The sequence below is a fragment of the Lentzea sp. NPDC051213 genome (genome assembly GCF_044455585.1).
Lineage (GTDB): Bacteria > Actinomycetota > Actinomycetes > Mycobacteriales > Pseudonocardiaceae > Lentzea.
Window position 1 is genome coordinate 633,955 of record NZ_JBITEX010000001.1, and the last position, 26,913, is coordinate 660,867.

General features: G+C 69.3%; 20 protein-coding genes. 7 read left to right on the forward strand and 13 right to left on the reverse strand.

Features of this window, described 5'->3' with window-relative positions:
- Nucleotides 1-108 precede the first annotated feature (108 nt).
- The 7 genes from ACIA8G_RS02775 to ACIA8G_RS02805 form a co-directional block, all read right to left on the reverse strand.
- On the reverse strand, nt 109-1,821 hold the full coding sequence (locus ACIA8G_RS02775) for a hypothetical protein (protein WP_396416521.1): 1,713 nt from the start codon (nt 1,819-1,821) through the stop codon (nt 109-111).
- Between the two features lie 57 nt (nt 1,822-1,878).
- Entirely contained in the window at nt 1,879-2,385 is a 507-nt protein-coding gene (locus ACIA8G_RS02780) for a YbaB/EbfC family nucleoid-associated protein (RefSeq protein ID WP_396416522.1), read from the reverse strand.
- Nucleotides 2,386-2,426: 41 nt separating this feature from the next.
- On the reverse strand, nt 2,427-3,185 hold the full coding sequence (locus ACIA8G_RS02785; RefSeq protein ID WP_396416523.1) for an ESX secretion-associated protein EspG: 759 nt from the start codon (nt 3,183-3,185) through the stop codon (nt 2,427-2,429).
- Nucleotides 3,182-4,723: a PPE domain-containing protein gene (locus ACIA8G_RS02790; protein ID WP_396416524.1), complete on the reverse strand. Its 1,542-nt coding sequence runs from the start codon at nt 4,721-4,723 to the stop codon at nt 3,182-3,184. Before ACIA8G_RS02790 ends, ACIA8G_RS02785 begins: the two co-directional genes overlap by 4 nt.
- A gap of 43 nt (nt 4,724-4,766) precedes the next feature.
- Nucleotides 4,767-5,147 carry a hypothetical protein gene (locus tag ACIA8G_RS02795; protein ID WP_396416525.1) on the reverse strand — a complete coding sequence of 127 codons (381 nt, stop codon included), beginning with the start codon at nt 5,145-5,147 and terminating at the stop codon, nt 4,767-4,769.
- A gap of 386 nt (nt 5,148-5,533) precedes the next feature.
- Nucleotides 5,534-6,292 carry an ESX secretion-associated protein EspG gene (locus ACIA8G_RS02800; RefSeq protein ID WP_396416526.1) on the reverse strand — a complete coding sequence of 253 codons (759 nt, stop codon included), beginning with the start codon at nt 6,290-6,292 and terminating at the stop codon, nt 5,534-5,536.
- Between the two features lie 264 nt (nt 6,293-6,556).
- Complete coding sequence (locus ACIA8G_RS02805) at nt 6,557-8,371, reverse strand: hypothetical protein (protein WP_396416527.1); 1,815 nt, start codon at nt 8,369-8,371, stop codon at nt 6,557-6,559.
- 330 nt (nt 8,372-8,701) lie between these two features.
- On the opposite strand from ACIA8G_RS02805, the gene ACIA8G_RS02810 reads away from it, so the two are divergent.
- Together ACIA8G_RS02810 and ACIA8G_RS02815 are read left to right on the forward strand one after the other, a co-directional pair.
- The gene (locus tag ACIA8G_RS02810) at nt 8,702-9,805 is read left to right on the forward strand and encodes a molybdopterin-dependent oxidoreductase (RefSeq protein ID WP_396416528.1); all 1,104 of its coding nucleotides are present in this window, start codon (nt 8,702-8,704) and stop codon (nt 9,803-9,805) included.
- A 113-nt stretch (nt 9,806-9,918) separates the two neighbouring features.
- Nucleotides 9,919-11,496 (forward strand): MFS transporter, encoded by a 1,578-nt coding sequence (locus ACIA8G_RS02815; protein WP_396416529.1) that lies wholly within the window; start codon nt 9,919-9,921, stop codon nt 11,494-11,496.
- Here ACIA8G_RS02815 and ACIA8G_RS02820 read toward each other — a convergent pair.
- Nucleotides 11,493-15,026 carry a discoidin domain-containing protein gene (locus ACIA8G_RS02820; protein ID WP_396416530.1) on the reverse strand — a complete coding sequence of 1,178 codons (3,534 nt, stop codon included), beginning with the start codon at nt 15,024-15,026 and terminating at the stop codon, nt 11,493-11,495. The two genes, ACIA8G_RS02815 and ACIA8G_RS02820, sit on opposite strands and share 4 nt — an antisense overlap.
- A gap of 185 nt (nt 15,027-15,211) precedes the next feature.
- Between ACIA8G_RS02820 and ACIA8G_RS02825 the strand changes: the two genes are divergently transcribed.
- The gene (locus ACIA8G_RS02825) at nt 15,212-16,549 is read left to right on the forward strand and encodes a collagenase (RefSeq protein WP_396416531.1); all 1,338 of its coding nucleotides are present in this window, start codon (nt 15,212-15,214) and stop codon (nt 16,547-16,549) included.
- Here ACIA8G_RS02825 and ACIA8G_RS02830 read toward each other — a convergent pair.
- Genes ACIA8G_RS02830 through ACIA8G_RS02840 form a run of 3 tightly spaced genes read right to left on the reverse strand, consistent with a single transcriptional unit; the run spans nt 16,533 to nt 18,663 of the window.
- Nucleotides 16,533-17,474 (reverse strand): LysR family transcriptional regulator, encoded by a 942-nt coding sequence (locus ACIA8G_RS02830; RefSeq protein WP_396416532.1) that lies wholly within the window; start codon nt 17,472-17,474, stop codon nt 16,533-16,535. The two genes, ACIA8G_RS02825 and ACIA8G_RS02830, sit on opposite strands and share 17 nt — an antisense overlap.
- Nucleotides 17,475-17,502: 28 nt before the next feature.
- Nucleotides 17,503-18,396, reverse strand: a complete 894-nt coding sequence (locus ACIA8G_RS02835) for a hypothetical protein (protein WP_396416533.1) — start codon at nt 18,394-18,396, stop codon at nt 17,503-17,505.
- 3 nt (nt 18,397-18,399) lie between these two features.
- Complete coding sequence (locus tag ACIA8G_RS02840; protein WP_396416534.1) at nt 18,400-18,663, reverse strand: hypothetical protein; 264 nt, start codon at nt 18,661-18,663, stop codon at nt 18,400-18,402.
- Nucleotides 18,664-19,079: 416 nt separating this feature from the next.
- Between ACIA8G_RS02840 and ACIA8G_RS02845 the strand changes: the two genes are divergently transcribed.
- Nucleotides 19,080-20,456 carry an aminopeptidase P family protein gene (locus tag ACIA8G_RS02845; RefSeq protein ID WP_396416535.1) on the forward strand — a complete coding sequence of 459 codons (1,377 nt, stop codon included), beginning with the start codon at nt 19,080-19,082 and terminating at the stop codon, nt 20,454-20,456.
- On the opposite strand, the gene glpK (ACIA8G_RS02850) is transcribed toward ACIA8G_RS02845, so the two are convergent.
- Together glpK (ACIA8G_RS02850) and ACIA8G_RS02855 are read right to left on the reverse strand one after the other, a co-directional pair.
- A complete protein-coding gene (gene glpK, locus ACIA8G_RS02850; RefSeq protein ID WP_396417299.1) occupies nt 20,453-21,946 on the reverse strand; it encodes a glycerol kinase GlpK in 1,494 nt (497 codons plus the stop codon). The genes ACIA8G_RS02845 and glpK (ACIA8G_RS02850) overlap by 4 nt on opposite strands.
- A 25-nt stretch (nt 21,947-21,971) precedes the next feature.
- Nucleotides 21,972-22,736, reverse strand: coding sequence for an IclR family transcriptional regulator (locus ACIA8G_RS02855; protein ID WP_396416536.1), 765 nt, complete (start codon nt 22,734-22,736; stop codon nt 21,972-21,974).
- Between the two features lie 244 nt (nt 22,737-22,980).
- Between ACIA8G_RS02855 and ACIA8G_RS02860 the strand changes: the two genes are divergently transcribed.
- From ACIA8G_RS02860 to ACIA8G_RS02870, 3 genes are read left to right on the forward strand one after another with little or no spacing between them, the layout of a single operon-like run.
- Nucleotides 22,981-23,736 (forward strand): MIP/aquaporin family protein, encoded by a 756-nt coding sequence (locus ACIA8G_RS02860; protein WP_396416537.1) that lies wholly within the window; start codon nt 22,981-22,983, stop codon nt 23,734-23,736.
- Between the two features lie 33 nt (nt 23,737-23,769).
- Nucleotides 23,770-25,287 (forward strand): glycerol kinase GlpK, encoded by a 1,518-nt coding sequence (glpK, locus tag ACIA8G_RS02865; RefSeq protein ID WP_396416538.1) that lies wholly within the window; start codon nt 23,770-23,772, stop codon nt 25,285-25,287.
- A gap of 21 nt (nt 25,288-25,308) precedes the next feature.
- Nucleotides 25,309-26,913 carry a glycerol-3-phosphate dehydrogenase/oxidase gene (locus tag ACIA8G_RS02870; RefSeq protein WP_396416539.1) on the forward strand — a complete coding sequence of 535 codons (1,605 nt, stop codon included), beginning with the start codon at nt 25,309-25,311 and terminating at the stop codon, nt 26,911-26,913.

Here is a 26,913-nt window from a genome sequence, read left to right on the forward strand (position 1 = left end):
CGGACTCGACGCCGGATTCGGATTGACGTTCCCCTTGGCCATGGCGGCGTGTCTCCAGTACTGCGTCAGAACAAAGCAGGGTGAGCGGGATCCCGGCTGTCCGCGGGCTTACTCGGACTGGCGGGTGGGCTTTTCGCCGGAAACGGTCGGCCGCAGCGGCGCGGAGGCGGCGCCACCGGCCTGGGTGTCCGCCTCGAAGGCCGACGCGTGGCGGAGCGGTTCACCGGCCACGAGCGGGTTGACGCCCTGCTGGACCGGCGTGCCCTGGACGTAGGCCTCGCGAGCCTGGGTCGGCTCGAGCGCCTCGAACGTCTGGGACATCTGCGTCCGCGCGATCGGCTCCTGGGCGAGGGTGGCCTGCTGCAGGGGCTCGGCCGGCGTGCCCTGGACGTAGGCCTCGCGCGCCTGCATCGGCTGGAGGGCCTCGTGGACGGGCGTCCCCGCCGTCATGCTGACGCCGGATGCCATCGTGGAGTCCGTTGTGCCGTAAGCCATCCGACCCTGCACCGGCTCGGCGGCTTCGACTCGGTACGCGGGCTGCAGAGGTTCCGCGGCAGTCATGTGAGTGGGCCGCGTGCCCTGCACCGGCTCAGCGGCCTCCGCTCGATACGCGGGCTGCAGAGGTTCCGCCGCGCTCATCTGGGTGGGCCGGAGGGCCTGCTGCATCGGCTCCGCCGGCGTCATCGCGATACGTTCAGAGGCCTGCAACGGCTCGGAGGCCATGACCCTGGCCCCCGCGGCCGCCTGGAAGCCCTCCGGCATGCTCCCCTGAACCGTCCCGACGCGAGCGCTGGCGATCGCCTCCTCGCCCGGACTCGGCATGCCCGCCTGAACCGTCCCGACGCGGTTGGTGAGTTGCGCATCGCCCGGGGTCGGCATTCCCGCCTGAACCGTGCCCACGCGGGCGTTGGCGAGTGCCGCGTCGCCCTGGGACGGCTTGCCACCGGAGGCGTCGCCGCCGCCACCACCGGATTGGTTGTTCTTCACCGCCTCGTCGATCTTCTTGTCGACGTCCTTCGAGGCCTTGTAACCCTCGTAGGAGATCTCGGCGACGTCGGCGGAGTTCTCGAAGCGCTCCCAGCCCTTGCTGACCTTCTTCATGATGTCGTCGAGGTCGCCGATCCGCTTCATCTGCCGGCCGAGGGCGGCGATGACGCGGGCGACGCGGGAGGCGATGTTCGTGCCCAGCGCGACGGCCTTGCCGACCGCGAAGCCGATGAAGGCCGGGATCGAGGCGCCGAAGGTCGGGATCATGGCGGCGGCCGCGAGCAGGGCGCCGCCGATCAGCGAACCGAGCAGCTGGGCGATCAGGTCGCGGACGATGTCGCGCAGCACGGTGACGAGCATGCCCATGATCGCGACGATCTTGGCCTTGCTCTCGACCGCGTTGGCGAGGTCGTCGAGCTCCTGGCTCATGCCGTCCATGGACGCCTTGAAGCGCTCCGACGAGACGCCGGACCAGCCGTCGAACGTCGCCAGCCCGTTCTTGTGGTCCTCGGCCAGCACGCGCAGCTCGGCGGCGCGCGCCTTGTTCGCCTCGACGTTGGCCTGGATCTCCTCCGGGTTGCCCATCAGCTGGTTCAGGGCGTCACGCAGGAAGCTCACGTGCTCGATCAGCCAGCCGATACCGGCACCGATGATGCTGCCGAGCGGGTCCATCACGAACATGACCGTGGCCGACGCGGCACCGATGGCGTTGAACGTGATGTCCAGCGCCTTCTCGGTCTCGGTCTCGGCGTCCTTGCTGATGCCGTCGATCAGGCTGCCGTAGGCCTCGATGAACAGCGAGCCCTTGAGCTTGTTCTCCTCGGTGATCTTCATCCCGGGAGGAGACGGGAGTGGAGTTTCAGGCGCAGTCATCGCCGTTCCTGCTTTCTGTCACCAAGGCTGGTTGTCGTCGTCTTCGTCGTCGTCCGCGCGACGGCGTCCGCGGACGGGCGCCGGCTGCGGTGCCGCCGCAGGGGTCCTGACCGGCTGGGGAGCGGGCTCCGGCTCCTCGTCGATCTCGTCGTACGCGTCGGTGCCCTCCTCGAGCTCCTCGTCGTCCGGGATGGCGTCGGAGACCATCTGGTAGGCCTCGGTGCCCTCACCGAGCGGCTTGAAGACCTCCAGGACCTTCTCCGCGGCCTGCTTCTGGGCGTGCCGCGCGGTTTCCAGGATCAGCGCGGTGAGCCTGGGCCCGCCCAACTCCATCGCACGGTGCCCGAACGAGATGTTCTGCAGGCCGCCGTTGGGGCCTACCGTCACCGTCACCGAACCGTCCTTGCTGGTGACGGTCGCGCTGGACGCGGCGAAGTTCTCCTGCAGGTCCTCCGACTTCTTCTTCAGATCGGCCAGCTTGGCTTCGTACTCTTCGACCCACTGATAAGGGTTCGCGGGATTCACACGGTCCTCCGGCGGCGGCGGTTCAACTGCGACGCGTCAATTCACGCGAGCACAGCGTCGATTCGGGTGGCGATGCGGCTGTTGTCGGTCGGCGAGAGGCTGAGCCAGCCGTCCGAGTTGACCATCAGGTAACGGCCCTGGTGAGTGTCGAACCAGTTGATCACCACGTTCGAGCGGGTGTGCCCGCGCGTGATGCCGAACTGGCCGCCCGCGACGCGGTTGGCGGTGAGCTCACTCATCTGCCTGGCGTCCTGGGCGGACAGACCGGCGCTCTGCAACGCCTGTCTGTCGTCCAGCTCGTCGTCACCCCAGAGGTCGTCCTCGGAGTCCGCTGCCTCCTCGGCCTCCTGCAGCACGACGGCCTGCTGGAGCGTGTCCACCCGCACGTTCATCGCGGTGCCGGGACCGGCCTCACCGTCGGGCAGCACCCGGACGATCTCGCGGGCCAGACCGGTCTCCCTGATCTCCAGCAGACCGATCCGGTCGTCGTCGATGATCGCCAGCACGGCCTGCCCGCGGTGGGAGACGGCGAGCGCACGCACCGTGCGGTCCAGCCCGGCGACGGCGTCCACGGACACCTCGTGGTCGCCGAGCAGCCGCAGGTAGTCCATCAGCCGGTCGTCATCGGCCAGGCCGCGCCCGCGCAGTTCTTCGAGCGTCTTGTCGCGCAGGACACGGCGTTCCTGCTCGGTGTCACCCTCGCTGGGCACGTCGAGCGGGTACGGCATCCGGCCGAGCCGCAGCTCGTGCCACAGCACGTCGAACTCGCGTGGCGAGAGCAGGTACTCGGGCGTGATCACGAGGGCTCGGCACCCTTCTGCTTCTTGGGCTTGCCCGCACCGATCACGGACGGGGGCAGGTTCTCGCCGGGCACCTCGAACAGGTCGCCGCCCATGATGTAGCTGGCGGAACGGTGTTCCTTGTCCTCGTCGCCCTTGCCGCCCTGGGCACCGCCCATCGGCGCGCCGCCCATCGGGGCACCGGCCGCGGAGGCCGCGCCGGGTCCCGTCATGCCCATCGGCATACCGGGCCGTGCTCCCTGGCCCTGCACACCGGCCGTGCCACCCGGCTGCATCGCGCCACCGGCACCGCCGGCGCCACCGGCACCGAACGCACCCGCGCCACCACCGGCCGCGCCGAAGTTCGGCATCGCACCGGGCTTCATGCCCGCCGCGCCACCGCCGCCACCGCCGCCGGCACCACCACCGCCGCCACCACCGCCGGGGTTGCCCGGACCGGTGTAGCCCGGCGCCGTGGGGGTGAAGGGCTTGGGGGCGTTGGGGTTCTGCGACACGTAGTTCGGGTTCTGCCGCGGGGTCGAGCCTGCCGGACCCATGGTGGGCGTGTACGGCGCGCCACCAGTGGGGAACTGCGGCGTGTAGTTGCTGCCGCTGGTGTAGGTGCCGCCACCGGCGGGCGGCGGCGGGGTGTAGCCCGGCGCGCTCGGCGTGTACGACGCGGCGGCCACGTTGGTGTTGCCCGGGTTCTGCGGCGAACTGGGCATCTGCGGGGTGTAGCCGCCGGCGCCACCGCCACCACCGCCGCCTTCACCGGGCGGGGTGTAGCCCGGCGCGGACGGCGTGTACGCCGCCGGGGCCTGCGGAGAGCCACCGCTCGGAGCGCCACCGCTCGGGGTGGGCGCGGGAGCCGTGCCGGCACCGGCACTCTGGGCCCGCGCGGCCATGAGGGAGTCGACGCCGCCGAGCGTGGGAGCGCCACCCGCGGTCGGCACCGCCATCACCGGCTCCTCGACCTTGCCGGTGTTCGGGTTGAACGGTGGCTTGAAGGTCGGCACCGACGAGTCGATCTGCCGGGAGGTGTTCTCCATGTTGGTCATCACGGAGACCGCCTGGTCGTGCGCCGCGCGCGAGGAGGCGTTGGCGATCGCGATGTCGACGGAGGCGAGCACGAAAGCGGGCGTGCCGGGCTGAGAGAGCGCGGCCGCTGCCTTGTTCCAGTCGAACTGGACCGGCGCCGGCATCTGCGCCCTGGCGTTCTCCATGACACGGCCCTGTTCGGCAACTTTGTTGCCTACTTCGACGGCGGTGCGCGCGGTCTCGTCGACCCAGTCGCCGAGTTTCTTCATCGCGGCACGCGCGGCCTCGGCGGCGTCACCTGTCCACTTGGCCTCGGAGGCGGTGATGATCTGGTTGATCGTCGTCGAGGCCTCGGTCAGCTCGGTGCCGTACTTGCCCCAGTCGGAGCTGATCTGGCCGGCCTGACCGGGGTCGTTGTTGTTGTGCACCGCGGCGTAGAGCTCTTGATGCGAGCGCGACGCCCAGTTCTGCGGGTCCGTCAGGACCGGGATGTTCTCGATCGGGTCGGTCTCGGGGGGCATGACCGGCTCGCCTCTCGCGTCGAGGGATCAACTGGTCCGAGGATCAGCTGTTACCCATGTGCTTCTTCAGTTCGGCCTGCTGGTCCTCGTCGAGGCGGGTGAAGTTCTCGATGGCCTCGACCACCGAGTTCTTCGTCTGTTCCAGGACAGTGCGATACGCGCTCATGACGCTGACGAACGAGTACTGCTCACCCTCGGCCCGATGGGTGAACTTGTCGCGCATCTTGTCGCCGACCGGATTGGCGCCCAGCGCCGCGGGGCGGGCGATGCTGTTGTCCGCGCGTTCGAGCCACGAGTCGACCTGGTCGATCTGAGCCTGCAGTTGCTTGCGCAGCTCCTCGCCCGCGGTCGGGTCCAACTGCACCTGACCCGAGCTCACTGTGTCGCGAAGCGCGACAGCATCGTTGTCACCGACGATGTACATGTGGGCATTATCGGGTGTCTAAAGGTGTATTGCTCGCTTTCCATCGCGCGTTTGACCAATTGAGACTTGCGTTCACAATGCGTCGCGACGAACCAAAACGGGCCACTATCGGGTGAACTTCGGTGATCGGGAAGATCGTTTGCCCTGGTTGTGGGAGCGCTCTCGGGGCGCCGCTTGTCCCGGTTTTGGATCTCCGTTCACATCACCGGAACGGGCCTTGACCAGCGGTGACTGTGGCCTAAATCACACCGGGGAATGCCGGGAATTTGGGGCGTTCTTGAGGCGGTCACGCTCAAGTTCGTCGTTCACCGGAACGGGTGATGTGATCAGACTAACGCGGGTGCGCCCCAAGAGGCACGCCCGCGATTCATTGTTGATCAATCTTGTTATGCCAGAACGGAGTCGATGCGGGCGGCGATGCGGCCGTTGTCGCTCGGCGAGACGCTGAGCCATCCGTCGGAGTTGACCATCAGGTAGCGGCCCTGGTGGGTGTCGAACCAGTTGATGACCACGTCCGAACGCTGCTGCCGGCGGGTCACCCCGAACTGGCCACCCGCGACGCGGGCGGCCGCGAGCTCGCTGACCTGCTTGGCGTCCTGGCCGGACAGGCCTGCCCGCTGCAGCGCCTGCCTGTCGTCGAGCTCGTCCTCGGCCGCGCCCCACGGGTCCTCGGAGTCCTCCTCCTCGGCCTCCTGGAGTGCGACTGCCTGCTGCAATGCGTCCACCCGCACGGACAGCGCGCTGCCAGGGCCGGCCTCGCCTTCCGGTAGTACCTGGACGATTTCGCGCGCGAGTCCGGTGGGCCTGATCTCCAGCAGGCCGATGCGGTCGTCGTCGATGATCGCCAGCACGGCCCGCCGGCCGTCGGAGGCGGCCAGCGCTCGCAGGGTGCGGTCCAGCCCGGCGACGGCGTCCACGGACACCTCGTGGTCGCCGAGCAGTCGTAGCAGGTCCTCGAGCTGCACATCGTCGGCCAGTCCGCGATCACGCAGCCCGGCGAGCGTCCTGTTCTGCAGCGCTTTGAGCTCCTGCTCGGTCGCTCCTTCGCTGGGCACGTCCAGCGGGTACGGCATCCTGCCGAGTCGCAACGTCTGCCACAGCACCTCGAACTCCCGCAGCGACAGGAGGTATTCGGGCGCGATCATGACTGCCCGTTCTCGATGACGTCGAACATGCGGGCAAGTATCGGGCAGATCCCGGGCATCCGTTCCCGATTCATCGGATACGTACCCGGTTGGTCTCTGCCCTTTCAATCGGCGCTGAGTTGCCCATTCGGGCTGCTTCCGGATGAACGTGACATGAGCCGAAAGATCGTTTCTGCAGGTAAATGGGAGCGTTCGGTACCAAATGCCCGAATCGGCGTTCGCTTTCCCGGAATAGGCCTTTGTCGAGCAGGCCTGTGACTCAAATCACTCCGGTGAGTAACTGCAGCGGCGACCTGTCCGGACGCGCTCGCGCACGTGGTCTCCGATCAGCGGATCGGCCGACGAGAGAGCGCTCACCGCACGCCGGATCGCCTTGCCGACGGCGATCCGGGCACGCTCGCCCGAATCGGAGAACGTCCGCGTCCGGCCGCCCAGCCCGGTGGCCGCCGCGATCTCACCGGCGAGCCAGTCGTGCTCGGTGCGTTCGGCGGGGGAGAGCTCGCGCCCGCGCAGCTCCGCGAGCCTGTTCCGGTACTGCCGCAACGCTTCCAGGTCGAGCTGGTCCTGCGCGGTGATCTCCTCGGTCAGCGCCTCGGCGCCGGCGACGAGCTCGGCGGCGTCGATCTCGCGCCCGGGATTGGCGACGAGGACCGCGAGGTGCGCCATCCCGACGCCGCCGTCCACGAGCACGCGGCGGCCGCCGAGCCGGACGAGCCACTTCTTGCCCTCGCGCCGCACCGAGAGTTCCACGTCGGGCGCGGTGACTCCCAGCGCCGCGGCCTCCGAAGCGCACGTGGCGAGCTGACGCCGTGCCTCCTCGACATCACCGGACCGTTCCAGCGCCTCCGCGTACTTCCGCCGTGACGACAGCGCCGCCGGCCAGTGGCCCAGCGCGAGGTTGTCCCGCACCGCCGCCCGCAGATGCGTCACCGCCACGCCGGCGTCACCGAACGTCAGCGCGGCCAGGCCGAGGGGGTGCTGTGCCGACCCGAAGCACGTGACGGCGAGGCTCGCCATCAACGGCAGCCGCGCGAACGGCAGCAGCAACCCGTACACCTCCCGCGCGACCTCGACGTCGCCGAGCAGGTGGGCGGCGTCCGCGACCCCGCTCATCGTCACGAGCCAAGTGCTGGAGCGCGGCAACGAATCCAGCCCGCGCCGGCACAGCATCGCGAGCGCGCCCTCGGCCTTGCGCCTGTCCCCAGACAGCGCGGCGGCCACCGCGAGCGCGCTGAAGAACGAGTTGTCGACGGTGCTCAGCGTCGGCGAGTGCACGAGGTGGTCGAGCAACGGGAAGAGCTCGGCCGTGCGCCCCTGGTACCAGCGGATCGCGCAGATCTGCGCGCCGTACCAGGCCGTGGCGTCGACGTCCCCGGCCGCGGCGCCGAGCTGGGCGCTCACACCGGCGAGCTGCTCCGCCTCGCCGAACCGTCCATCCCGGATCGCGAGCATCACCTCGACCGCGCTGACCACGAACCGCACGGCCAGGTGGTCCTCGTGCTTGAGCCGTTCCTGCAGATCGGTGAGGCGGCGCACGGCGTGCGGGTCGCCGGCGAGGAAGTGGTCGACCACCTGCCACATCAACGCCATCGCGAGGTCGCCGCGCCGTCTGCTCCGCAGACTCTCACCGATCATCTCCGCGGCCAGTTCCTGCCGCAGCTCCCCGTGCTCCGGCCCGAGTACGCAGTGGTGCGCGAGACTCAGCGCCTCGACCCGCACGACCGGGTCGGCGACCTGCCGGGCCTCGTCCAGCAACGCGAGGACGTCCGCGTGCGTGTTGGCCTGGTAATCGCTTTCCGCCGTGAGCCTGAGCCTGAGCCGCAACGCGATGTCCGACCGGGGTTCCACCAGTGTCAGCGCGTGCTTGATCCGCGAGCGCACCAGTTCCGCTTCCGCGGCGGTGCGGTGCTCGTGCACCCAGACCCCGCCGGCCCCGAGCGCGGCCGCGACGAGCGTGGGCACGTCACCGGTGTCCGCGGCGGCCTCGTAGGCCTCGGCGAACCTCTCCCGGCTGGTGCGCAGATCCCCGTTCTCCGCCAGCGCTCGGGTTCCAGCTGCCAACAACGACTCCAGCGTCACGCCGCACACCCAAGCAGACCGGGTGGAACGGGCGTGGAACGGGGTGGAACGCCTCAGTTGGTGACCGTCGAACGTGGATTGCTTTGGGCGGCAATGCATTGGGACGACCGGTTCCGTCCGGAGTGGGAGGCGGCGGGACCGGGGCAGAACGAACGGGCCCCCCAGGCCGTTCGTGAGGGAGGGGAGGTCGTGCGCGGCTCGCAGTTCGCTGGAGCCGCGCACGATTCTTGTTCGTCTCCTGTATGCCTCTGTGTACCTCTGTGTACCTCGGTGTCCGAGGCTCCCGCGATGTGGGACCACCTCTTGTGGTGCCTGGTTACCGTCAGGAGCATGATCTCTCGGCGTGGAGTACTGGTGGCGGCAGGCCTGACGATGCTGCCTTCTCGCGCGTTCGCGGCTCCTTCGATCGTGAAGCCGTTGCCTGCCACCGACTTCGTGTTGCACGGCACCAACGCGGAGACGCGCTGGGAGGCGTTGCGCGGCGTAGATCACCTGACGCCGATCTCGAAGTTCTTCGTCCGCAACCACACCTCGACGCCCTCGCTGGACCCGGTCTCGTGGCGGCTGCAGATCCACGGCTCCGGAATTTCGCGGCCGTTGTCGCTGTCGTTGCGGGAGTTGCAGGCGCTGCCGTCGTGCGAGGTGGAGGCGGTGATCGAATGCGCGGGCAACGGCCGCAGCTTCTTCGCCTCCCAGCAGGGCCAGACCGTCGCCGGCACACCCTGGCAACTCGGCGCGATCGGCAACGCTCGCTGGCGCGGAGTGTCGCTGCGGTTGCTGCTGCGGCTGGCGGGGCTGCGGCGGTCCGCGGTTGACGTGCTGCCGGTCGGGCTGGACGCGGAGTACGTGACGGGCGGGGTGAACCTGGGGCGGGTCCGCCGGCCGCTGCCGGTGGACAAGGCTTTGGACGACGTGCTGGTCGCCTACGAGATGAACGGCTCGCCGTTGCCGCCGGACCACGGGTTTCCGGCGCGGCTGGTGGTGCCGGGGTGGGTCGGGATCGCGAGCATCAAGTGGCTGGGGTCGTTGGAGGTTTCGGCTTCTCCGCTGCACTCGCCTTGGGACACGCAGTACTACCGGCTGCTTGGTCCTACTTATCCGGTTGATGGGACCGTGGTGACCACGCAGGTCGCTAAGAGTGCGTTCGAGCTCGCGTTGAATGCCACCTTGCCCGCTGGGAGGCAGGTGTTGACTGGGCGGTCTTGGTCGCCGGTCGGGGTGCGCCGGGTCGAGGTGTCGACCGATGGGCGGACTTGGCGGCTGGCCACTCCGGTGTCGCGTGGGGCTTGGACGCGGTGGCAGATTCCGTGGCAGGCGACGCCGGGGGCTCATGTGTTGCGGGTTCGGGCGGATGGGCAGCCGGAGTCGGCGCCCTACAACACTCAGGGGTACCTGTTCGGGGCCGTTGTCCGGCACCCGGTCACTGTGGTGTGAGCGCGCACCACACACACGACTCCGGCCAGGCACCCCCAATCTCGATCCTAACGACCAGCACCGACACCCCGGCGGGCTCGGCGAACCCGCCCCAGGAGTGTGAAGATCAGTAGGTGACAGTCTCCGCGTGGGCGCCCCTGCGCCGCAGCGCCTTCCGCGCGCTGTGGCTCGCCCAGTTCGCCTCCAACATCGGCACGTGGGCGCAGACCGTCGGCGCCCAGTGGCTCATGGGCGACCTCGGCGGCACGTCACTGCAGGTCGCGCTCGTCCAGACCGCCACGACCCTGCCGGTGTTCCTGCTGGTGGTCCCGGCCGGCGCGCTCGGCGACATCCTCGACCGCCGCCGGGTGCTCGTGTACGGCCAGGCGCTGATGCTGGCCGGTGCGGGCGGGCTGATGCTGCTCGCCGGGACCAACAGAGCCACGCCGGCGAGTCTGCTCGGGCTGCTCGCGGTGATGGCTATCGGGCAGGCGCTGTCCATGCCGTCGTTCCAGGCCATCCAGCCGGAGCTGGTGTCGCGCGAGGAGATCCCGCAGGCCGCGCTGCTCAACGGCGTCAACATGAACGTCGGCCGCGCCATCGGGCCCGCGCTCGGCGGGCTGCTGATCGCGCTGGCCGGGCCGGAGGCGACGTTCGCGTTCAACACGGTCTCGTTCCTCGGCGTGCTGGTCGTGCTCATGCGGTGGCGCCGCCCGTCCGACCACCGTCCACTCGGGACCGAGCACATCGCCACCGCCGTGCGTACCGGCGCGCGATACGTTGCCAGTTCGCCGTTGTTCCGGCGGGTGCTCACCAGGTGCCTGCTGTTCATCGTGTTCGGCAGCGGGCTGTGGGCGCTGCTGCCTGCCATCGCCCGCGGTCCGCTGCGGCTCGACGCCAGCGGGTACGGCGTGCTGCTCGGCAGTGTCGGCACCGGTGCGATCCTCGGCGCGTTCGTGGTGCCGAAGCTGTTGCAGCGCATGAGCAAGAACCGCATGGTCCTGTTCGCCACCTGGATCTACGCGGCCGCCACCAGCACCGCGGTGCTCACGCAGAACCTGGCGCTGGTGATCGTGGCGATGCTGCTCTCCGGTGCCTGCTGGATCGCCACGCTGTCGACGTTCAACGCCACCGCCCAGATCCTGCTGCCCGCCTGGACGAGGGCCCGCGCGCTGGCCTACTACCAGCTGATCCTGATGGGCGGGCAGGCCCTCGGCGCCGTCGTGTGGGGTGCCATGGCGGACGCGTACGACCTCAGGGTCGCGATGGTCGCGCCCGCGATCGCGATGGCCGTCGCGGCGCTCCTGGCGACGAAGTGGCTGCCGCTCAACGACCGCCCGCTCGACGTCAGCCCCGCGACCTACTGGGAGGAACCACCGGAGCTCGACGACACGGACGTCGGGCCGGTCCTGGTCACCGTGGAGTGGCCGGTCGCCGACGAGAACGCCGACGCGTTCGTCGATGCCATGCAGAAGGTCGGCCGGGCGCGCCGCCGCACCGGCGCCACGATGTGGGGCCTGTTCCGCGACACCGAGAAGCCGGGCACGTTCCTGGAGACCTTCACCGTCGCCACCTGGCAGGAGCACCTGCGCCAGCACCTCGAACGCGGCACCGTCGTCGACCAGCTCAACCAGGAGGCCGCACGCGCGCTCGCGAGTGGCGATGCGCTCGTGCGGCACCTGGTCTATGCCGAACCCAAGAGTCCTGACTAGGCGTTGTAGGCCTCGACTGTCACCTTCGGCTGCTCCGAGGTGAGGTCCCGCTTGTGCCACGACAACGTGATCTCACGCGACTCACCGGGCAGCAGCCACAGGTAGTTGTCGCTGTACGTCGTCGGCAGCACGCGCTCGCCGGACCGCCGGTCCCGCAGGCCGAGCCGGGTCATCGCCGCCACGACCTTGCCCGTGTTGCGTACGGTCACGGCGAGCCGCCGCCGGTCGCCGTCGCGCCGGGTGCTGCCGACGGCAAGAGAGATCTTCGTGCGGCCCAGCGAGTTCAGCCCCTGCATGTCCGACGGCGCGCGGTAGCGCCAGTAGGTGTTCTCGGACAGCAACCGGGTTCCGTCGAAGAGCCGCAACCGCACCAGGTGCAACGGCGAGTCGTGCTTGGTCACCTCGAACAGGTGGGTCCTGGCGGACGGGCCGACCTCGACGTCCGCCTTCTGCGTGCTCAGCACGGCGCCGTTCAGCGCGTGCACGGTCGCCTCCACACGGCCGCGCAGAACACCCGTGGTGTGGTTGAGAACCGACACCTTCCAGGTGTCCAAAGAGGCCTGGACGTGCTGCGGTTCGCACGCCTTGCGAGCGCCGAAGTACGTGCCGTTGACGTCCATGTCGTAGTCGTAGGTCTGCCACACCGTGGAGTGCCACGCGGGGTGCGACATCCACAGCAGCAACGCCGAGGCGTCGTCCCACAGGTTGTGGTTCCACGCCTCGAACATCGCCCGCATGTTCTCGTAGTTCACGAACTGCGCCTTGCGGCAGAACTCGTCCAGGCCCGTCGAGGCGCCGAGCCTGGCGTCGATCGCGGCCTGGTAGAGCTGCGGGCGCTGGTTGCCGTTGGTGCACCAGTCGTGCGCGTACCAGACATCGCCGATCGGCCACGCCTGCTCGTCGCCGATCAGGTTGCGCATGGTCTCGGCGACCGGCACGGTCGGCATGCCGATCTCGGTGTGGAAGCCGAAGTTGACCGTGTCGTAGGTGTTGGCGTCGAAGTACTTCGCCGGCTCGACCCAGTAGTAGGGGCCGTGGCCGGAGACGCTGCCGTCCGCCGAGTGGCTCTGGTAGTAGATGTCGCTGTGCTGCTCGGCGACGATCTTGCGCAGGCCGGCGTCGGTGTTCGGCGGCGGGGAGGCCTCGTTCGCGCCGCACCACACGACGATGCTCGGGTGGTGGCGGTAGCGGGTGACGGTGTCGCGGGCCGTGTCGAGGTAGCCGGGGATGTCGTCGGGGAAGTAGCCGACGACCCAGAAGTCGTTCCACACCAAGATTCCGTACCGGTCGCAGGCCGCGAAGAACTCGTCGCGGTTGCTGGCGCCGATCCAGTTGCGGATCATCGTGAAGTTCATGTCGCGGTGCAGCGAGATCACCGCGTCCATCCGCTCGGCCGGCATCCGGCGCAGCAGCTCGTCGAAGCCCCAGTTGCCGCCGCGGCAGTAGATCGGCACGCCGTTCACCCGGATCTTCAACGGCTTCGGCGCGTTGTTGACCTGCTCGACGTCACGCCACGCCGCACCGTCGTCGGAGACCTGCACCTTGTACAGCACGGCGTAGGCGCGTTCCCAGGAGATCACGACCTTGTCGAACGTGGCCTGCGCGCCCAGGTCGACCTGGATCCACTCGTTGTCCCGGTACTCCGACGACCAGCGGGTGCCGGGGTCGCCGTCGACGACGTTCGGCGCCTTGTTCCACTCGTTGTCGGACGAGGAAGCGGTGGCCTCCTTGCCGCGCGCGAGGTCCGTCTCACCGTCCACAACGGACAGCGACCACATCGAGACACCCCAGCCGGTGGCCCTGCGCTGCGACTGGATGCGCACGTACCGGGCGTTCTGTGCGCCGAGGTCGACGGTCTGCGTGACGGCGTTCTGGCCGGGCGGGAACTCGATCGGCAGCTCGTGCTCGTACTTGAACTCGCGGATGCCGAAGTGAGTGGTCCGCCGGTCGCTCTCGGCGCCGTTCGCCGTCACGGTGAGGGTGAGGTCGTGCAGGTACGGGTCGCCGTACCCGTTGGGCCACCACAGCTTCGGGTCGGTCATGCGCTGCGTGCCGAGCGCGACCTCGGTGGTGCCGGGCTGGACGATGACGGCCTTCGCCAGCTTCGCGCCGGAGAACGACGCCTGCACCGTGACCGGTAGCGGAGCCGTGCCGGCGTTGCGCACGGGCACGCTGATCGTCACTTCGGCGGTCTTGTGGTCGGCTGACAACGTTGTCGTGACGCGGGGATCGCCGAGGACCGCGTCACCGGTGGCGCGCAACCGGATGTGGTCCCAGATGCCGGTGCCGCGGTCGCGCACGGCGGGCATCCAGTCCCAGCCGGAGATGCACAGGTAGGTCGGCGAGTCGAGGTAGAGCTTGCCGGAGTTCGGGAACGCGCCGCCGTCGCTGCCCTTGTCGGTCGGGCTGCCGGGGTGCGCCATCGGGTCGAGCCTGAGCGCCAGCACCTGCTCGCCCTGCTTGAGCGCCGGCGTGAGGTCGAACGAGCCGCGGACGAACGGGTTCGTGACCTCGCCGATCCTGGTGCCGTTGAGCCAGATCTCGGCGCGCTGCATCACGCCGTCCAGCTCCAGCCACACCCGGCGGCCGGCGAAACCCTTGGGCAGCGGGAACGCCCTGCGGTACCACCAGGTGTGCCGCGACAGCGCCTCCGGGATCTTCATGTTGTGCATACCGGACACCGGATCCGGGAAGTGTCCCTGGTCGACGAGCGAGGTGAGGACGGTGCCTGGCACCGTCGCGTCCAGCCACCGCGACGTGTCGACGCCGGTCTTGGCCAGTGCGGCGCCGTCTCCGGTGCCCGCGAAGTCGTCCATGGTGAGGTGCCAGCCGGAGTTCAGCTCGACCGTGTTGTCCGGCCCCGGCTTGAGGGCGGGAACGGTGCCCTTGCTGCGCCAGTCCGTCCAGCCCTTGACGGAGGGACGGTTCCGGTCGGACGTGCCGTAGACCTGGAAACCGTTGAGCCCCACCGGGTTGCCGTTCGAGCGGCGAGTGGCCACCAGTCGCACGTAACGCGTGTTGACCGGCTTCTCCAGCGCGATCCGCATTTCCGCGCCCTGGCCGTCGTCGGTGCGGTGGACTTCGCGCCACGTCTGGTTGTCCGTGCTCACGTCGACCCGGAAGGACAAGGCCGCGGCGGACAGGATCTCGGTGCCGACCGTGTCGGTGCGGGGCTGGTAGCTCGGCGCCGGCACGAACGTCGGATCGCCCAGCTTCGCCTCGAAGACCAGGACGAACGACTCGACCTTGCACACCGCCTGCAGGTCGACCACCAGCCACTGTGGATCGCCGCTCGCCGCTCGCCAGCCGGATCCACGCACTCCGACCTGCTGCAACCCGTCGGTGACGAACTGCGGGGGAGTGGCGGCGTAGGCGGAGGAAGAGGCGGAAACAGGCCGGTTGAGGGCGAGATCGGTCACCGCGGGGGCTGCCTTCTCCTGGCTGGCGAGTGCTCGGGGGGACAGTGCGACGCTGGCGAGTAAGCCTGCGTTCGCGGTGAGGAAGACACGACGGGACAGCTCGTGCGACATCAACTCTCCATGCGATCGGGCGCCCACCGACAGCTTTGGCTGTTGATCGTTTCAGGGTCAAGTGGACAAGCAGGACAAGATGACAAGGTTGTCCATAGCAGCGGGCTATGAGCGGAAGGGATGATCGCGGGACCGCGCCGGGTGTGACGCTCCTGAGCACCTCACATCCCCTGCGGAGGACACTCATGCGATTAGCCGCACTCGTCCTTGCCCTGCTGGCCGGATTGCTGGTCCCGGCCACTGCGCAAGCCGCCCCGGGCACGCCCAACAGCCCGCTGCTGCCACCCGAGATCGCCCGCGACCTCCACCCGCACAGCGCCCCTCTGTCGACCATCTACGTCGCCGCCGACTACCCGGCGGAACTACGCGCGCTGACCCGCCTGCTGGACAACTACACCGGCGCGGACGACGCCGCCGTGCACGCCGGCATGATCATGCTCTACTACGGCCACGCCCACCCCGAGTTCCTGGCCGCCGTGCGGGCCGAGCCCGAGATCCTGCGTGCACTGCGCCGTTTCGTCGTGCGCAACCTCTCGCTGTTCGGCACCGACCGCTCGTACCTGGTCACGAACGCGACCCGCGAGCTCGGCAGATTCCTTCAGCACGCGGACATCGCCTCACGCGTCCGCCCGCTGCTCATCGACATGGTCGGCCGGGGTGACGTCGTCGGACGGCTGGCACCGCTGTGGGTGGGAATCGCCGAGATGGTCGACTGGTACGACAAGGCTCAGTGCGGCCGCTACCGCACGTGCGACTTCCGCGCCAAGATCGACCGCAGGGTCCTGACCGTCCGGCACACCTGCAGCGCCACCCTGCGCATCAGGGCCCAGCACCTGACCACGGCCCAGCTGCGCCAGACGTGCAGCAGCCTCGCGGGGCAGGACTCGGCCTTCCACGGACTGGTGCGCGACCCGGGCCCGGTCGCCGGCGACCGCAACACCTCGCTGGAGGTCGTCGTCTTCGACTCCAGCACCGACTACCGCACGTACGCCGGGGTGCTGTTCGACATCTCCACCAACAACGGCGGCATGTACCTCGAGGGCGACCCGGCGCTCAACCAGGCGCGGTTCATCGCGTACGAGGCCGAGTGGACGCGGCCGCAGTTCCAGATCTGGAACCTCAACCACGAGTACACCCACTACCTCGACGGCCGGTTCGACATGCACGGCGACTTCGAGGAGAACATGACCACGCCGACGGTGTGGTGGATCGAGGGCTTCGCCGAGTACCTGTCCTACAGCTACCGCAACCAGGTCTACGACGCTGCGCTGGCGGAGGCGAAGAAGGGCACGTACGCGTTGAGCGCGCTCTTCGACACGACGTACGACCACGACACCAAGCGGGTCTACAACTGGGGCTATCTCGCGGTCAGGTATCTGCTCGAGAAGCACCCGGAGGACGTGGCCGCGGTGCTCGCGAAGTACCGGGCCGGTGACTGGGCCGGCGCGCGCGACCACGTGACGCGCGTGATCGGGACCAGGTACGACGCGGACTGGGCTGGCTGGCTCAGCGCGCTGAAGTGAGGGCCGCGCCGCGTTCCTCCCACCAGGGCCGGAACGCCGGACTGGCCATCGCCTGGTCCGCATAGGCACCCAGCACCTCGGCGTACACGCGGCTGGCCTGGCTCCAGGTCAGCCGCTCCCGCCGCCACGCGAACACCAGCCGCATCCGCATCGGTGCTCCCGCCAACGGCCGCACCGCCACCCCCGGACCGCCCTGCGACGTCGGTTCGACCAGCTGCACGGCTTTACCGGCGGCGATCAGCTGCCGTCCGGCCCCGCTCGGGACCTCGAACCGGATCCGCGGGACGAACCCCTCCGCCCGGCAGGCCGCGCGCAACGCCGTCAGCGACCCGTCCTCGGCCCCCGGCGGCCCCACCCACGCCTCACCGGAGAGCGCGGCCAGCTCCACCTCCGGCAACGCCGCCAGCGGATGAGAGGCGGGCAACGCGATGTACACCGGCACCCACGGCACGACGATCCGCTGCGCCACGCCGCGCGGCAGCCCGAGGTCCTGCTCCTCGTCGACCGCGATCACCGCCGCGTCGAGGTGCCCCTTGCCCAACGCCAGCGCCAGCGCCGTCGACGACGGGTCGACGTACAAGGTCACGTCCGACAACACCCGCTCCAACCGGGAGAACAGCACGGCCACGCACTCCATGTGCACCGACCCGAACCGCACCGGTCCGCCGACCGGCACCGTCGCGCCGAACGCCTCGAGCTCCACCAGCAGCAACCGGGCCCGTTGCAGCATTTGCGTGCCGAGCGGCGTGGGAACGGCACCGGCGCGGCCGCGGTCGAAGAGCTTGCCGCCGACCATCCGCTCGACCCGCTGCAGCAGGGTCGTGAGCGACGGCTGGGAGATGCCGAGCTGCGTCGCCGCCCGCGAGAGGCTGCCCGCGTCGCCGATGGCGCAGATCGCCCGCAGGTGCCGGATCTCCAGTTCCATAGCGCGAGGCTATACGCGGGTCGGCGGGTCAGCAGGAGCGCTCACGTTCGCCACGGGCCGGCGAGAACTCCAGGCGCGAGTCGCCGGAACGGGGCAGCAGCAGGGCCACGCCGTCACGGCTGTTCCACCCCTTCGGCAGCAGGAAGCTCTGGCTGCTCGACTGCAGCACCAGGACGAGGCCGTCGTAGCGGAACCGGAAGGCCGCGTCCGCCGCGGTGCACGCGGTCATGGTGACTCCCGGCCCGCGGACCCCGATGTCCTTGGTGCTGAACACGACCGTCTCCGGCAACTCGCCGAGCTTCGTCTCGTACTCGTAGCCCCTGGCCTGCCCGACCGCCGCCGAGTAGTCGGTGACCGCCCAGAACAGGCCGATGGTCGCGAGCACGAACGTGAAGGTCCACTGGATCACCGGCACGACGCCGGCGGCGTGCTTGCCGGACAGCGTCGCGTGCAGGCGCTCCGCCAACGGGAAGAGGATCACGCCCAGTGCCACGCAGAGCCCTGGCAGGCCGGCCACGGCGTAGAGCAGGGCGGGTATCGCGAGGCCGGTGAGCCCGAGCAGCAGGAGCACGAAGCCCAGCGACACCAGCACCGGCACGGCGCGCCGGGTCAGGACGCGCCACGTCCTCGGCGCCAGGGCGGAGCGCAGGAAGCGGTAGCCCCACAACACCACGAGCCCCGCGGCCGCCAGCACTGTCAGCGGGACGAACATGCCGTCCGCGCTGCGGATCAGGTAGTCCGGCGCGGACAGGCCGAGCACCGAGTAGTGCACGCCGAACCACTCGCAGAAGAACGTCGCGTGCCGGGTGCCGAAGTAGAACAGCAGCGCGGTCAGCACAGTGGTCGGTGCGAGCAGGGAACCGAAGACCCGCAACGCTTTGGACGGTGCCTCCTCCTTCGGCCTGGCGGGTGCGGCGCGCACGGCTCAGCCCTTGGGACAGCGGGTGTTGTTGACCCTGAACGTGATCTTGCCGTCCTCGTACAGGGGATCCGGAACCTTGATGCCGTTCTTGCCGATGTAGCAGTCTTGGTCACTTTCGATGGTCGGATCGGCCACCAGCGCATATCCCACGCACGGCTTCTTGGCGGGGCACAAACCTTCCAGGTCGGTCTGCATCCCCGCCCACGCATCGGGGAACGACTGGCCGGTGCGACTCTCGATGGACCCGCGCAGTCCGGAGGTGATCACCAAGCGATTCGGGGGCTTGGGTTTCGGTGGTGGCGGCTTGGTCGTCGTCGTCCGCGGCGGCGGCGGTTTCGGCGGCGGAGTCGTGGTGGCAGGCGGTGGCGGCGCTGTTGTAGCGGGCGTCGTTGTGGTCGGCGTTGTCGTGGCTTCAGCCTGCGGCACGGCTCTCGGCGTGCCGGGCGAAGGCGGCTGCCCGCAGGCGGCCAGAGTTGTGATGGCCAGGAGAAGGATGCAGGTTCGGCGGCTCATGGCGGATACCTCCTCTTGTAGGTAGAGGCTTGCCGCCGACCGGTGGATACACCGCCGCGATCCATAGCTCAGAGCTATGGCCAACTGGGATTGGTGCGAACGTTCGGACCAACGAAGGCTGGGCCCCAGACTCAGCGAAAGGACGACGAGTGGCCCGCACACGCCGTGACATGGCGAAATTGGTGGAAGCGGACGGTTTCCGCACCTACATCCGCGACGGCTGGGGAGCGTGGGACAACCCCATCGATCTCCCCGGCGGCACCGCCGAGGCGGCTCAGGCCCACCGGGCGAGGCTCGTGCAGGCGTTTCCTGGCAAGCGGATCGCGCTGGCCGCGGGGCGCGCGCACGTGCGGTCGAACGACACGTTCCACGAGTTCCGCGCCGACAGCGACTTCGTGTGGCTGACCGGCTGCCAGGTCGAGGGCGCCGTGCTGGTGCTGTCCGAGCAGGACGCCACGCTGTTCGTGCCGGTGCCGTCGGAGCCACACAGCGTCGACTTCTTCGGCGACGCCGACCGCAGCCCGTTCTGGATCGGCGCCGCGGCCGGGCCGAAGGAGTGGGGCGAGGCGCTCGGCATCACCGCGCGTCCGTTGGAGGACCTCGCGCACGCCCTGCGAGGCCGGCATCCGGAAACCCTCACCGCCAAGGGCCTCGACCCGCTGCTCGACGCGCTCACCGGCAGCCACAGCGACGAGCTGCGCACCACGCTCGCCGAACTGCGCCGGATCAAGGACGACTGGGAGATCGACCAGCTCCGCCAGGCCGTCGGCGCCACGGTGAAGGGCTTCGCCGACGTCGGCATGGAGCTCGCGCAGGCCGTGCGCGGCGGGGGAGAGCGGTGGCTGCAGGGCACCTTCGACCGCCGCGCCCGCACCGAGGGCAACGGCCCCGGCTACACCTCGATCATCGCGTCCGGCCCGCACGCCCCCGTCCTGCACTGGACGCGCTGCGACGGCCGGGTGAACGACGCCGACCTGCTGCTGCTCGACGCGGGTGTCGAGATGAACTCCCTCTACACCGCGGACGTCACCCGCACGTTCCCGGTCAGCGGTGAGTTCTCCGCGCCGCAGCGCCAGGTCTACGACCTCGTGCACGCCTCGCACGTGGCCGCGCTGGCGGAAGTCAAGCCGGGCAACGACTACGGCGCCTTCCACCACACCGCGATGCGCGTGCTCGCCGAGGGCCTGCACGACTGGGGCCTGCTGCCGGTGAGCGTCGACAAGGCGCTCGACCCGTCCGGCCAGCACCACCGCCGCTACATCGTCTGCGGCACCGGCCACTTCCTCGGCCTGGACGTGCACGACTGCGCCGACGCCCGCGAGGAGGCCTACCAGAAGGGCATTCTCGAGCGCGGCATGGCGCTGACCGTCGAGCCCGGCCTGTACTTCCACCCGAACGACGAGACGCTGCCGCCGGAGCTGCGCGGCATCGGCGTGCGGATCGAGGACGACCTGGTCGTGACGTCGACCGGCGCGGAGGTCCTGTCGGACGCGTTGCCGATCGACGCCGACGGCATCGCCGCCTGGGTGCGCAAGCAGCGTTCCTAAGTGGACGGAGTGGAGCGGGCCCAGGCGAACGTCAGCTCGATGGCCCGCTTCCAGTTCGCGTACTCGTTCTCGCGGTGCCGCGGGTCCATCGCGGGGTTCCACCGCGCGGCCAGGTGCCAGTTGCGGCGCAGGCCTTCCAGGTCCGGCCAATAGCCGGCCGCGAGCCCCGCCGCGTACGCCGCGCCGAGCGACACCGTCTCGGCGACCAGCGGCCGCGTCACCGGGATGTCCAGCACGTCCGCGATGAACTGCATCAGGAGGTGGTCGGCGGTCATGCCGCCGTCCACCTTCAGCACCGGAGTCGGCGCCCCGAGGTCGGCGTTCATCGCGTCGACGACCTCCCGCGTCTGCCAGCCGGTCGCCTCCAGCACGGCCCGCGCCAGGTGCCCCTTGTTGATGTACGACGTCAGCCCGACGACGATCCCGCGCGCCTGGGACAGCCAGTGCGGCGCGAACAGGCCGGAGAACGCGGGCACGATGTAGCAACCGCCGTTGTCCTTCACCGTGCGCGCGAGCGTCTCGATCTCCGGCGCGCTGTGGATCAGCCCGAGGTTGTCGCGGAACCACTGCACCAATGACCCGGCGACGGCGATCGAGCCCTCCAGCGCGTAGGTGGGCTCCGGGCCGATCTGGTAGCCGATCGTGGTCAGCAGCCCGTGCTTCGACCGCACCAGCTCGTCGCCGGTGTTCATCAACAGGAACCCGCCGGTGCCGTACGTGCCCTTGATCGACCCCTTCTCGAAGCACGTCTGCCCGAACAACGCCGCGTGCTGGTCGCCCAGAGCCGCCGTGATCGAGATGCCCGGCACCACGCGCGTGGTCGTGCCGCTGATCTCGGTCGAGGGCCTGATCTCCGGCAGGATCGCCGCGGGCACCCCGAAGAACTCCAGCAGCATCGGATCCCACTGCCGGGTGCTGAGGTTCATCAGCATGGTCCGCGACGCGTTGGTCACGTCGGTGACGTGCAGACCGCCGTTGACGCCACCGGTGAGGTTCCAGATCAGCCAGGTGTCCATCGTGCCGAACAGGACGTCGCCGCGCTCCGCCTTCTCCCGCAGGCCGGCCACGTTGTCCAGCAGCCACCGCAGCGAGGGCGCGGAGAAGTAGGTCGCCAGCGGCAGGCCACAGCGTTCGCGCACCTCCTCGATGCCCGGCTGCTTCTCCAGTTGCGCCACCAGTTCCTCGGTGCGGATGTCCTCCCAGACGATCGCGCGCCCGATCGGGACACCGGTGTGCCGGTCCCACAGCACGAACGTCTCGCGCTGGTTCGTGATGCCGAGCGCGACGACCTGGTCGGCGGTGATCCCGGACTGCCGCAACGCCTGCGGCATGATCCGGTCGACGTTGCGCCAGATCTCGACGGCGTCCTGCTCCACCCAGCCCGGGCGGGGGTGGTACTGGCGGTGCTCGCGCTGGGCGACCGCGACCAGGCGGGCGTTCTGGTCGAACACGATGCACCGCGTCGACGTGGTGCCCTGGTCGATCGCCATCACAAACCGTTGCACGCCAAGCCTCTCAGTTCTCGTCCACGAGAGAAGTGGTCACTGCTTCCGCCGCCTGGCAGACCTGGCGCACGAGCGCCGCGCGAGGCCGTCCCGTGGAGTCGCACAGGCGGTCCACGGCACCGGAGATCCCGATCGCGCCGACCACGAGGCCACCCGGTATCCGGATGGGCGCGGCGATGCTCGCCTCGCCCGGCATGTACTCCTCAGCCTCGCCTGCCCAGCCTTGCCCGCGTACCTCCGTCAGCACCCTCTCCAGCGCGGCCGGACGCACGATCGTCCTACGTGTCAACGACGTCAGCTCGCGCCTGCGCACGGCGGCGGACAGGTCCGGGTCGTAGGCGAGCAGCACCTTGCCGAGCGCGGTGGCGTGCAGCGGCAGCATCGCGCCGATGCCGAGTGTTTGCGCAGAGTCATCGGGCCGGAACACGTGGTGCACGACGAGCACGGCGCCGTCGTGGTGCATGCCGATCCTGACCTCCTGGCCGGATCGCGCGGCGAGCGTGTCGGCCCAGTTGATCGACCGCGAGCGCAGCTCGTTCGCGTCGAGGTACGACGTGCCGAGGTGCAGCAGGGCGGCGCCGAGCCGGTAGCGGCCGGTGGCCTGATCCTGTTCGACGAACCCGACCCGTTGCAGCGTACGGAGAATCCCGTGTGCGGTGCCCCGCGCGAGACCGAGCGAGTCGGAGATCTCCGTGAGACCGTGGTGGCCGGAGCCGCGCGCCAGGAGCCGCAGCACGGCTGCGGCGCGTTCGATCGACTGGATGGGTCCCGGCACGGCGGCAAACGTAATTGAGACGACCCGTGTCGGCAATGTCGAACTGCTTCCGGCGCTGTTTCCCCTGGAAAACCGCTGAAAACGCCTTGTGGGAGCACAGCGTGACCGGTCGGTCACAGCTCACGGGTCACCTGGTGTCGACATTGTCGAAACGTACCCATTGAGCAGGAGTGACGCGGGTCATTACGTTCCGCCTCACTCACCACAGGGTGATCAGCCGTTCAGAGTCGAATGGGAGGCCAGCGTGGGTCTCGGGTCAGTGTTCCTCAGCGAGGTGCTCGGTACGGGCGTCCTGCTGTTGCTGGGTGCGGGCGTGGTGGCCAACGTGCTGCTCGCCAAGTCGAAGGGTTTCGACGGCGGTTGGCTGTTGATCAACTTCGGCTGGGGACTCGGTGTCTTCGCCGGTGTGTACGTCGCTTACAAGTCGGGTGCGCACCTCAACCCCGCGGTGACGGTGGGCATCCTCACCAGTGGCGCGGCCGAGTACGCCCCCGGTGTTCCGGTGGGCTTCGGCTCGACGCTCGTCTACTTCGCCGGCGAGATGCTCGGCGCGTTCCTCGGCGCCGTGCTCGCGTGGCTCGCGTACAAGCCGCACTTCGACGAGACGCCCGACGAGGGTCTGAAGCTCGCCGTCTTCTCCACCGGTCCGGCGATCCGCAGCTACACCTGGAACCTGGTGTGCGAGGTCATCGGCACGTTCGTCCTGGTCTTCGTGATCCTCGCGTTCGGCAAGACCCCGACCCAGATCGGCCCGCTGGCCGCCGCACTTCTGGTCGTCGGTATCGGTGCCTCGCTCGGTGGTCCCACCGGCTACGCGATCAACCCGGCTCGTGACCTCGGCCCGCGCATCGCGCACGCCCTGCTGCCGCTGTCCTACAAGGGCACCGAGGGTGAGGCCGTGGGCAAGAAGGACTCCGACTGGGGCTACTCGTGGGTGCCGGTCGTCGGCCCGATCGTCGGCGGCGCGCTCGCCGGTGTCATCGCCTCGCTCGTGTTCTGACGCGTGTTCTGACCATCCCGAAAGGACTTTTCGATGACGCAGTACGTTCTCGCCGTCGACCAGGGCACGACCAGCACGCGGGCGATCATCTTCGACCACAGCGGCTCGATCGTGTCGGTGGGGCAGAAGGAGCACGAGCAGATCTTCCCGAAGGCCGGCTGGGTCGAGCACAACCCGGTCGAGATCTCGGAGAACACCCGGTTCGTGATCGGCCAGGCGCTCGCCACGGCCGACCTGAACACCGGTGACCTCGCCGCGGTCGGCATCACCAACCAGCGCGAGACCGCGGTGGTGTGGGACAAGAACACCGGCGAGCCCGTCTACAACGCCATCGTCTGGCAGGACACCCGCACCCAGGCGATCGTCGAGGAGCTCGGCGCTCTCGGCGGCGGCGCCGAGCGCTACAAGGCGAAGGTCGGCCTGCCGCTCGCGACCTACTTCTCCGGACCCAAGATCCGCTGGATCCTCGACAACGTCGAGGGTGCTCGCGAGCGGGCAGAGGCCGGCGACCTGCTGTTCGGCAACACCGACACGTGGACGCTGTGGAACCTCACCGGCGGCCCGAACGGCGGCGTGCACGCCACCGACGTGACCAACGCGTCGCGCACCATGCTGATGGACCTCGACACGCTGCAGTGGGACGAGTCCATCGCCGCTGACATGGGCATCCCGCTGTCGATGCTGCCGGAGATCCGTTCCTCCTCGGAGGTCTACGGCACGGGTGGCCCCGGCGGTGTGCTGAAGGGCGTGCCGATCGCGGGCATCCTCGGCGACCAGCAGGCCGCGACGTTCGGCCAGGTCTGCTACGAGCCCGGCACCGCCAAGAACACCTACGGCACCGGCAACTTCATGCTGCTCAACACCGGTACCGAGAAGGTGGCGTCGAAGAACGGCCTGCTGACCACGGTCTGCTACAAGATCGGCGACGAGGCCCCCGTCTACGCGCTGGAAGGCTCGATCGCGGTCACCGGCTCGCTGGTGCAGTGGCTGCGCGACAACCTGGGCATCATCTCCTCGGCCCCGGAGATCGAGGAGCTGGCCCGTTCGGTCGAGGACAACGGTGGCGCGTACGTCGTCCCGGCGTTCTCCGGCCTGTTCGCACCGTACTGGCGGGCGGACGCGCGCGGCGCGGTCGTCGGCCTGACCCGGTTCGTCAACAAGGGCCACCTGGCACGGGCCGTGCTGGAGGCGACGGCGTTCCAGACCCGCGAGGTGCTGGACGCGATGAACGCCGACTCCGGTGTGCCGCTGACCGAGCTGAAGGTCGACGGCGGCATGGTCCAGAACGAGCTGCTCATGCAGTTCCAGGCGGATGTGCTGGACGTGCCGGTGGTGCGCCCCGTCGTCGCCGAGACGACCGCGCTGGGTGCCGCGTACGCCGCGGGCCTGGCCGTCGGCTACTGGTCGTCGCTCGACGAACTGCGCGCGAACTGGGCGGAGGACAAGCGCTGGACGCCCGCGCTGGAGGCCGACGAGCGCGAGCGCCAGTACCGCAACTGGAAGAAGGCCGTCACCAAGTCGTTCGACTGGGTCGACTCCGACGTTCGCTGACTTCGTATTTAGGAGCTGAAGTTGTTCGCAAGGCTGGATCCGGCTCGGCGTGCTGATTCGCTGCGTTCCCTGACGAGCACGGAGTTCGACGTGCTCGTCGTGGGAGGCGGCGTGGTCGGAGCGGGCGCTGCTCTTGATGCGGCGTCACGCGGCCTCTCCGTCGCGCTGGTCGAGGCAGACGACTGGGCGGCGGGCACGTCGAGCCGGTCCAGCAAGCTCGTCCACGGCGGGCTGCGGTACCTGGAGCAGCTGGAGTTCAAGCTGGTCCGGGAAGCTCTGAAGGAACGCGGGTTGTTGCTGCGCCGGCTGGCACCGCACCTGGTGCGGCCGGTGCCGTTCCTCTTTCCTCTGAAGAAGCAGTGGGAACGCGCCTACGTGGGTGCCGGAGTGCTGCTGTACGACTCGATCGGTGGCGCTGGGGCGGTGCCGATGCACCGGCACCTCTCCCGCCGCAAGATGGCTGCTTTGGGTCCGTCGCTCGACTCCTCGGCGTTCGCGGGTGCGATTCGGTACTACGACGCGCAGATGGACGACGCCCGGCTGGTGCTGACGCTGGTTCGCACTGCGGCACAGCACGGTGCGACGGTGGTTTCGCGGGCCCGGGTCGACTCGTTGCTGCGTTCCGACGGTGTTGTCTCAGGGGCTCGTGTCGACGTGGACGGGTCCGTCGTCGAGGTGCGCGCCCGGCGGGTGATCAGCGCCACCGGGGTGTGGACCGACTCGCTGAACGCGCTGAGCCCTGGCGCTCCGCCGTTCCACGTGCGGATGTCCAAGGGCGTGCACGTGCTGGTGGACCGCTCGAAGATCCAGCTGGACGGCGGGCTGATCACGCAGACCGAGAAGTCCGTGCTGTTCGTGATTCCGTGGGGCCGCCACTGGATCATCGGCACCACCGACACGCCCTACGACGGCGATCCTGCCGCCGTGACCGCTACTCCGGAGGATCTCTCCTACATCCTCGATCACGTCAACGCCGTGCTGCGCTCGCCGTTGAACGTCGACGATGTGGTTGGTGTGTATGCGGGTTTGCGGCCGCTGCTCGACGGCGCCTCGGGTGACACGGCCAAGTTGTCCCGCGAACACGCGGTGGCCCAGCCGGAGCCGGGGTTCTTCGTGATCGCCGGCGGCAAGTACACGACCTACCGCGTGATGGCCGCGGACGTGGTGAACGCCGCGGTCGCCGGTCTGGGGCGCGCGGTCGCACCTTCCCTGACCTCCCGGTTGCCGCTGTGCGGTGCCGTCGGCTTCCAAGAGCTGTGGGCAGACCGGGCTCGTGTCGCCGCCGAGTCCGGCCTGCCCCTGTCCACTGTGGAGCATCTGCTGCAGCGCTACGGCTCCGCGGTGTCCGACGTGCTGGCGTTGATCGCCCAGGACGCCTCGCTCGCTTCGGATGTGGCGGGGTATCTCGCGGCGGAGATCGTGTACGCGGTCACGCACGAGGGTGCGTTGGGGCTGGAGGACGTGCTGGCGCGCCGTACCCGGATCGCCATCGAGCACCTCGACGCCGGTGCGTCCGTCGCTCCCGCGGTCGCCGATCTGATCGCCGGCCCGCTCGGCTGGTCGGCCGCCGAACGTGATGCCGCGGTGCAGGCGTATCTGGCTAGCACGGAGATGGTGGCGAGATGA

Bases quoted from the DNA above. Each gene is read 5' to 3' on its own strand.
- ACIA8G_RS02800 (WP_396416526.1), bottom strand. From the start codon at position 6,292: ATGATCGCGCCCGAATACCTCCTGTCGCTGCGGGAGTTCGAGGTGCTG.
- ACIA8G_RS02795 (WP_396416525.1), bottom strand. From the start codon at position 5,147: ATGTACATCGTCGGTGACAACGATGCTGTCGCGCTTCGCGACACAGTG.
- glpK (WP_396416538.1), top strand. From the start codon at position 23,770: ATGACGCAGTACGTTCTCGCCGTCGACCAGGGCACGACCAGCACGCGG.
- ACIA8G_RS02830 (WP_396416532.1), bottom strand. From the start codon at position 17,474: ATGGAACTGGAGATCCGGCACCTGCGGGCGATCTGCGCCATCGGCGAC.
- ACIA8G_RS02825 (WP_396416531.1), top strand. From the start codon at position 15,212: ATGCGATTAGCCGCACTCGTCCTTGCCCTGCTGGCCGGATTGCTGGTC.
- ACIA8G_RS02810 (WP_396416528.1), top strand. From the start codon at position 8,702: ATGATCTCTCGGCGTGGAGTACTGGTGGCGGCAGGCCTGACGATGCTG.
- ACIA8G_RS02820 (WP_396416530.1), bottom strand. From the start codon at position 15,026: ATGTCGCACGAGCTGTCCCGTCGTGTCTTCCTCACCGCGAACGCAGGC.
- ACIA8G_RS02775 (WP_396416521.1), bottom strand. From the start codon at position 1,821: ATGAAGATCACCGAGGAGAACAAGCTCAAGGGCTCGCTGTTCATCGAG.
- ACIA8G_RS02790 (WP_396416524.1), bottom strand. From the start codon at position 4,723: ATGCCCCCCGAGACCGACCCGATCGAGAACATCCCGGTCCTGACGGAC.
- glpK (WP_396417299.1), bottom strand. From the start codon at position 21,946: ATGGCGATCGACCAGGGCACCACGTCGACGCGGTGCATCGTGTTCGAC.
- ACIA8G_RS02845 (WP_396416535.1), top strand. From the start codon at position 19,080: ATGGCGAAATTGGTGGAAGCGGACGGTTTCCGCACCTACATCCGCGAC.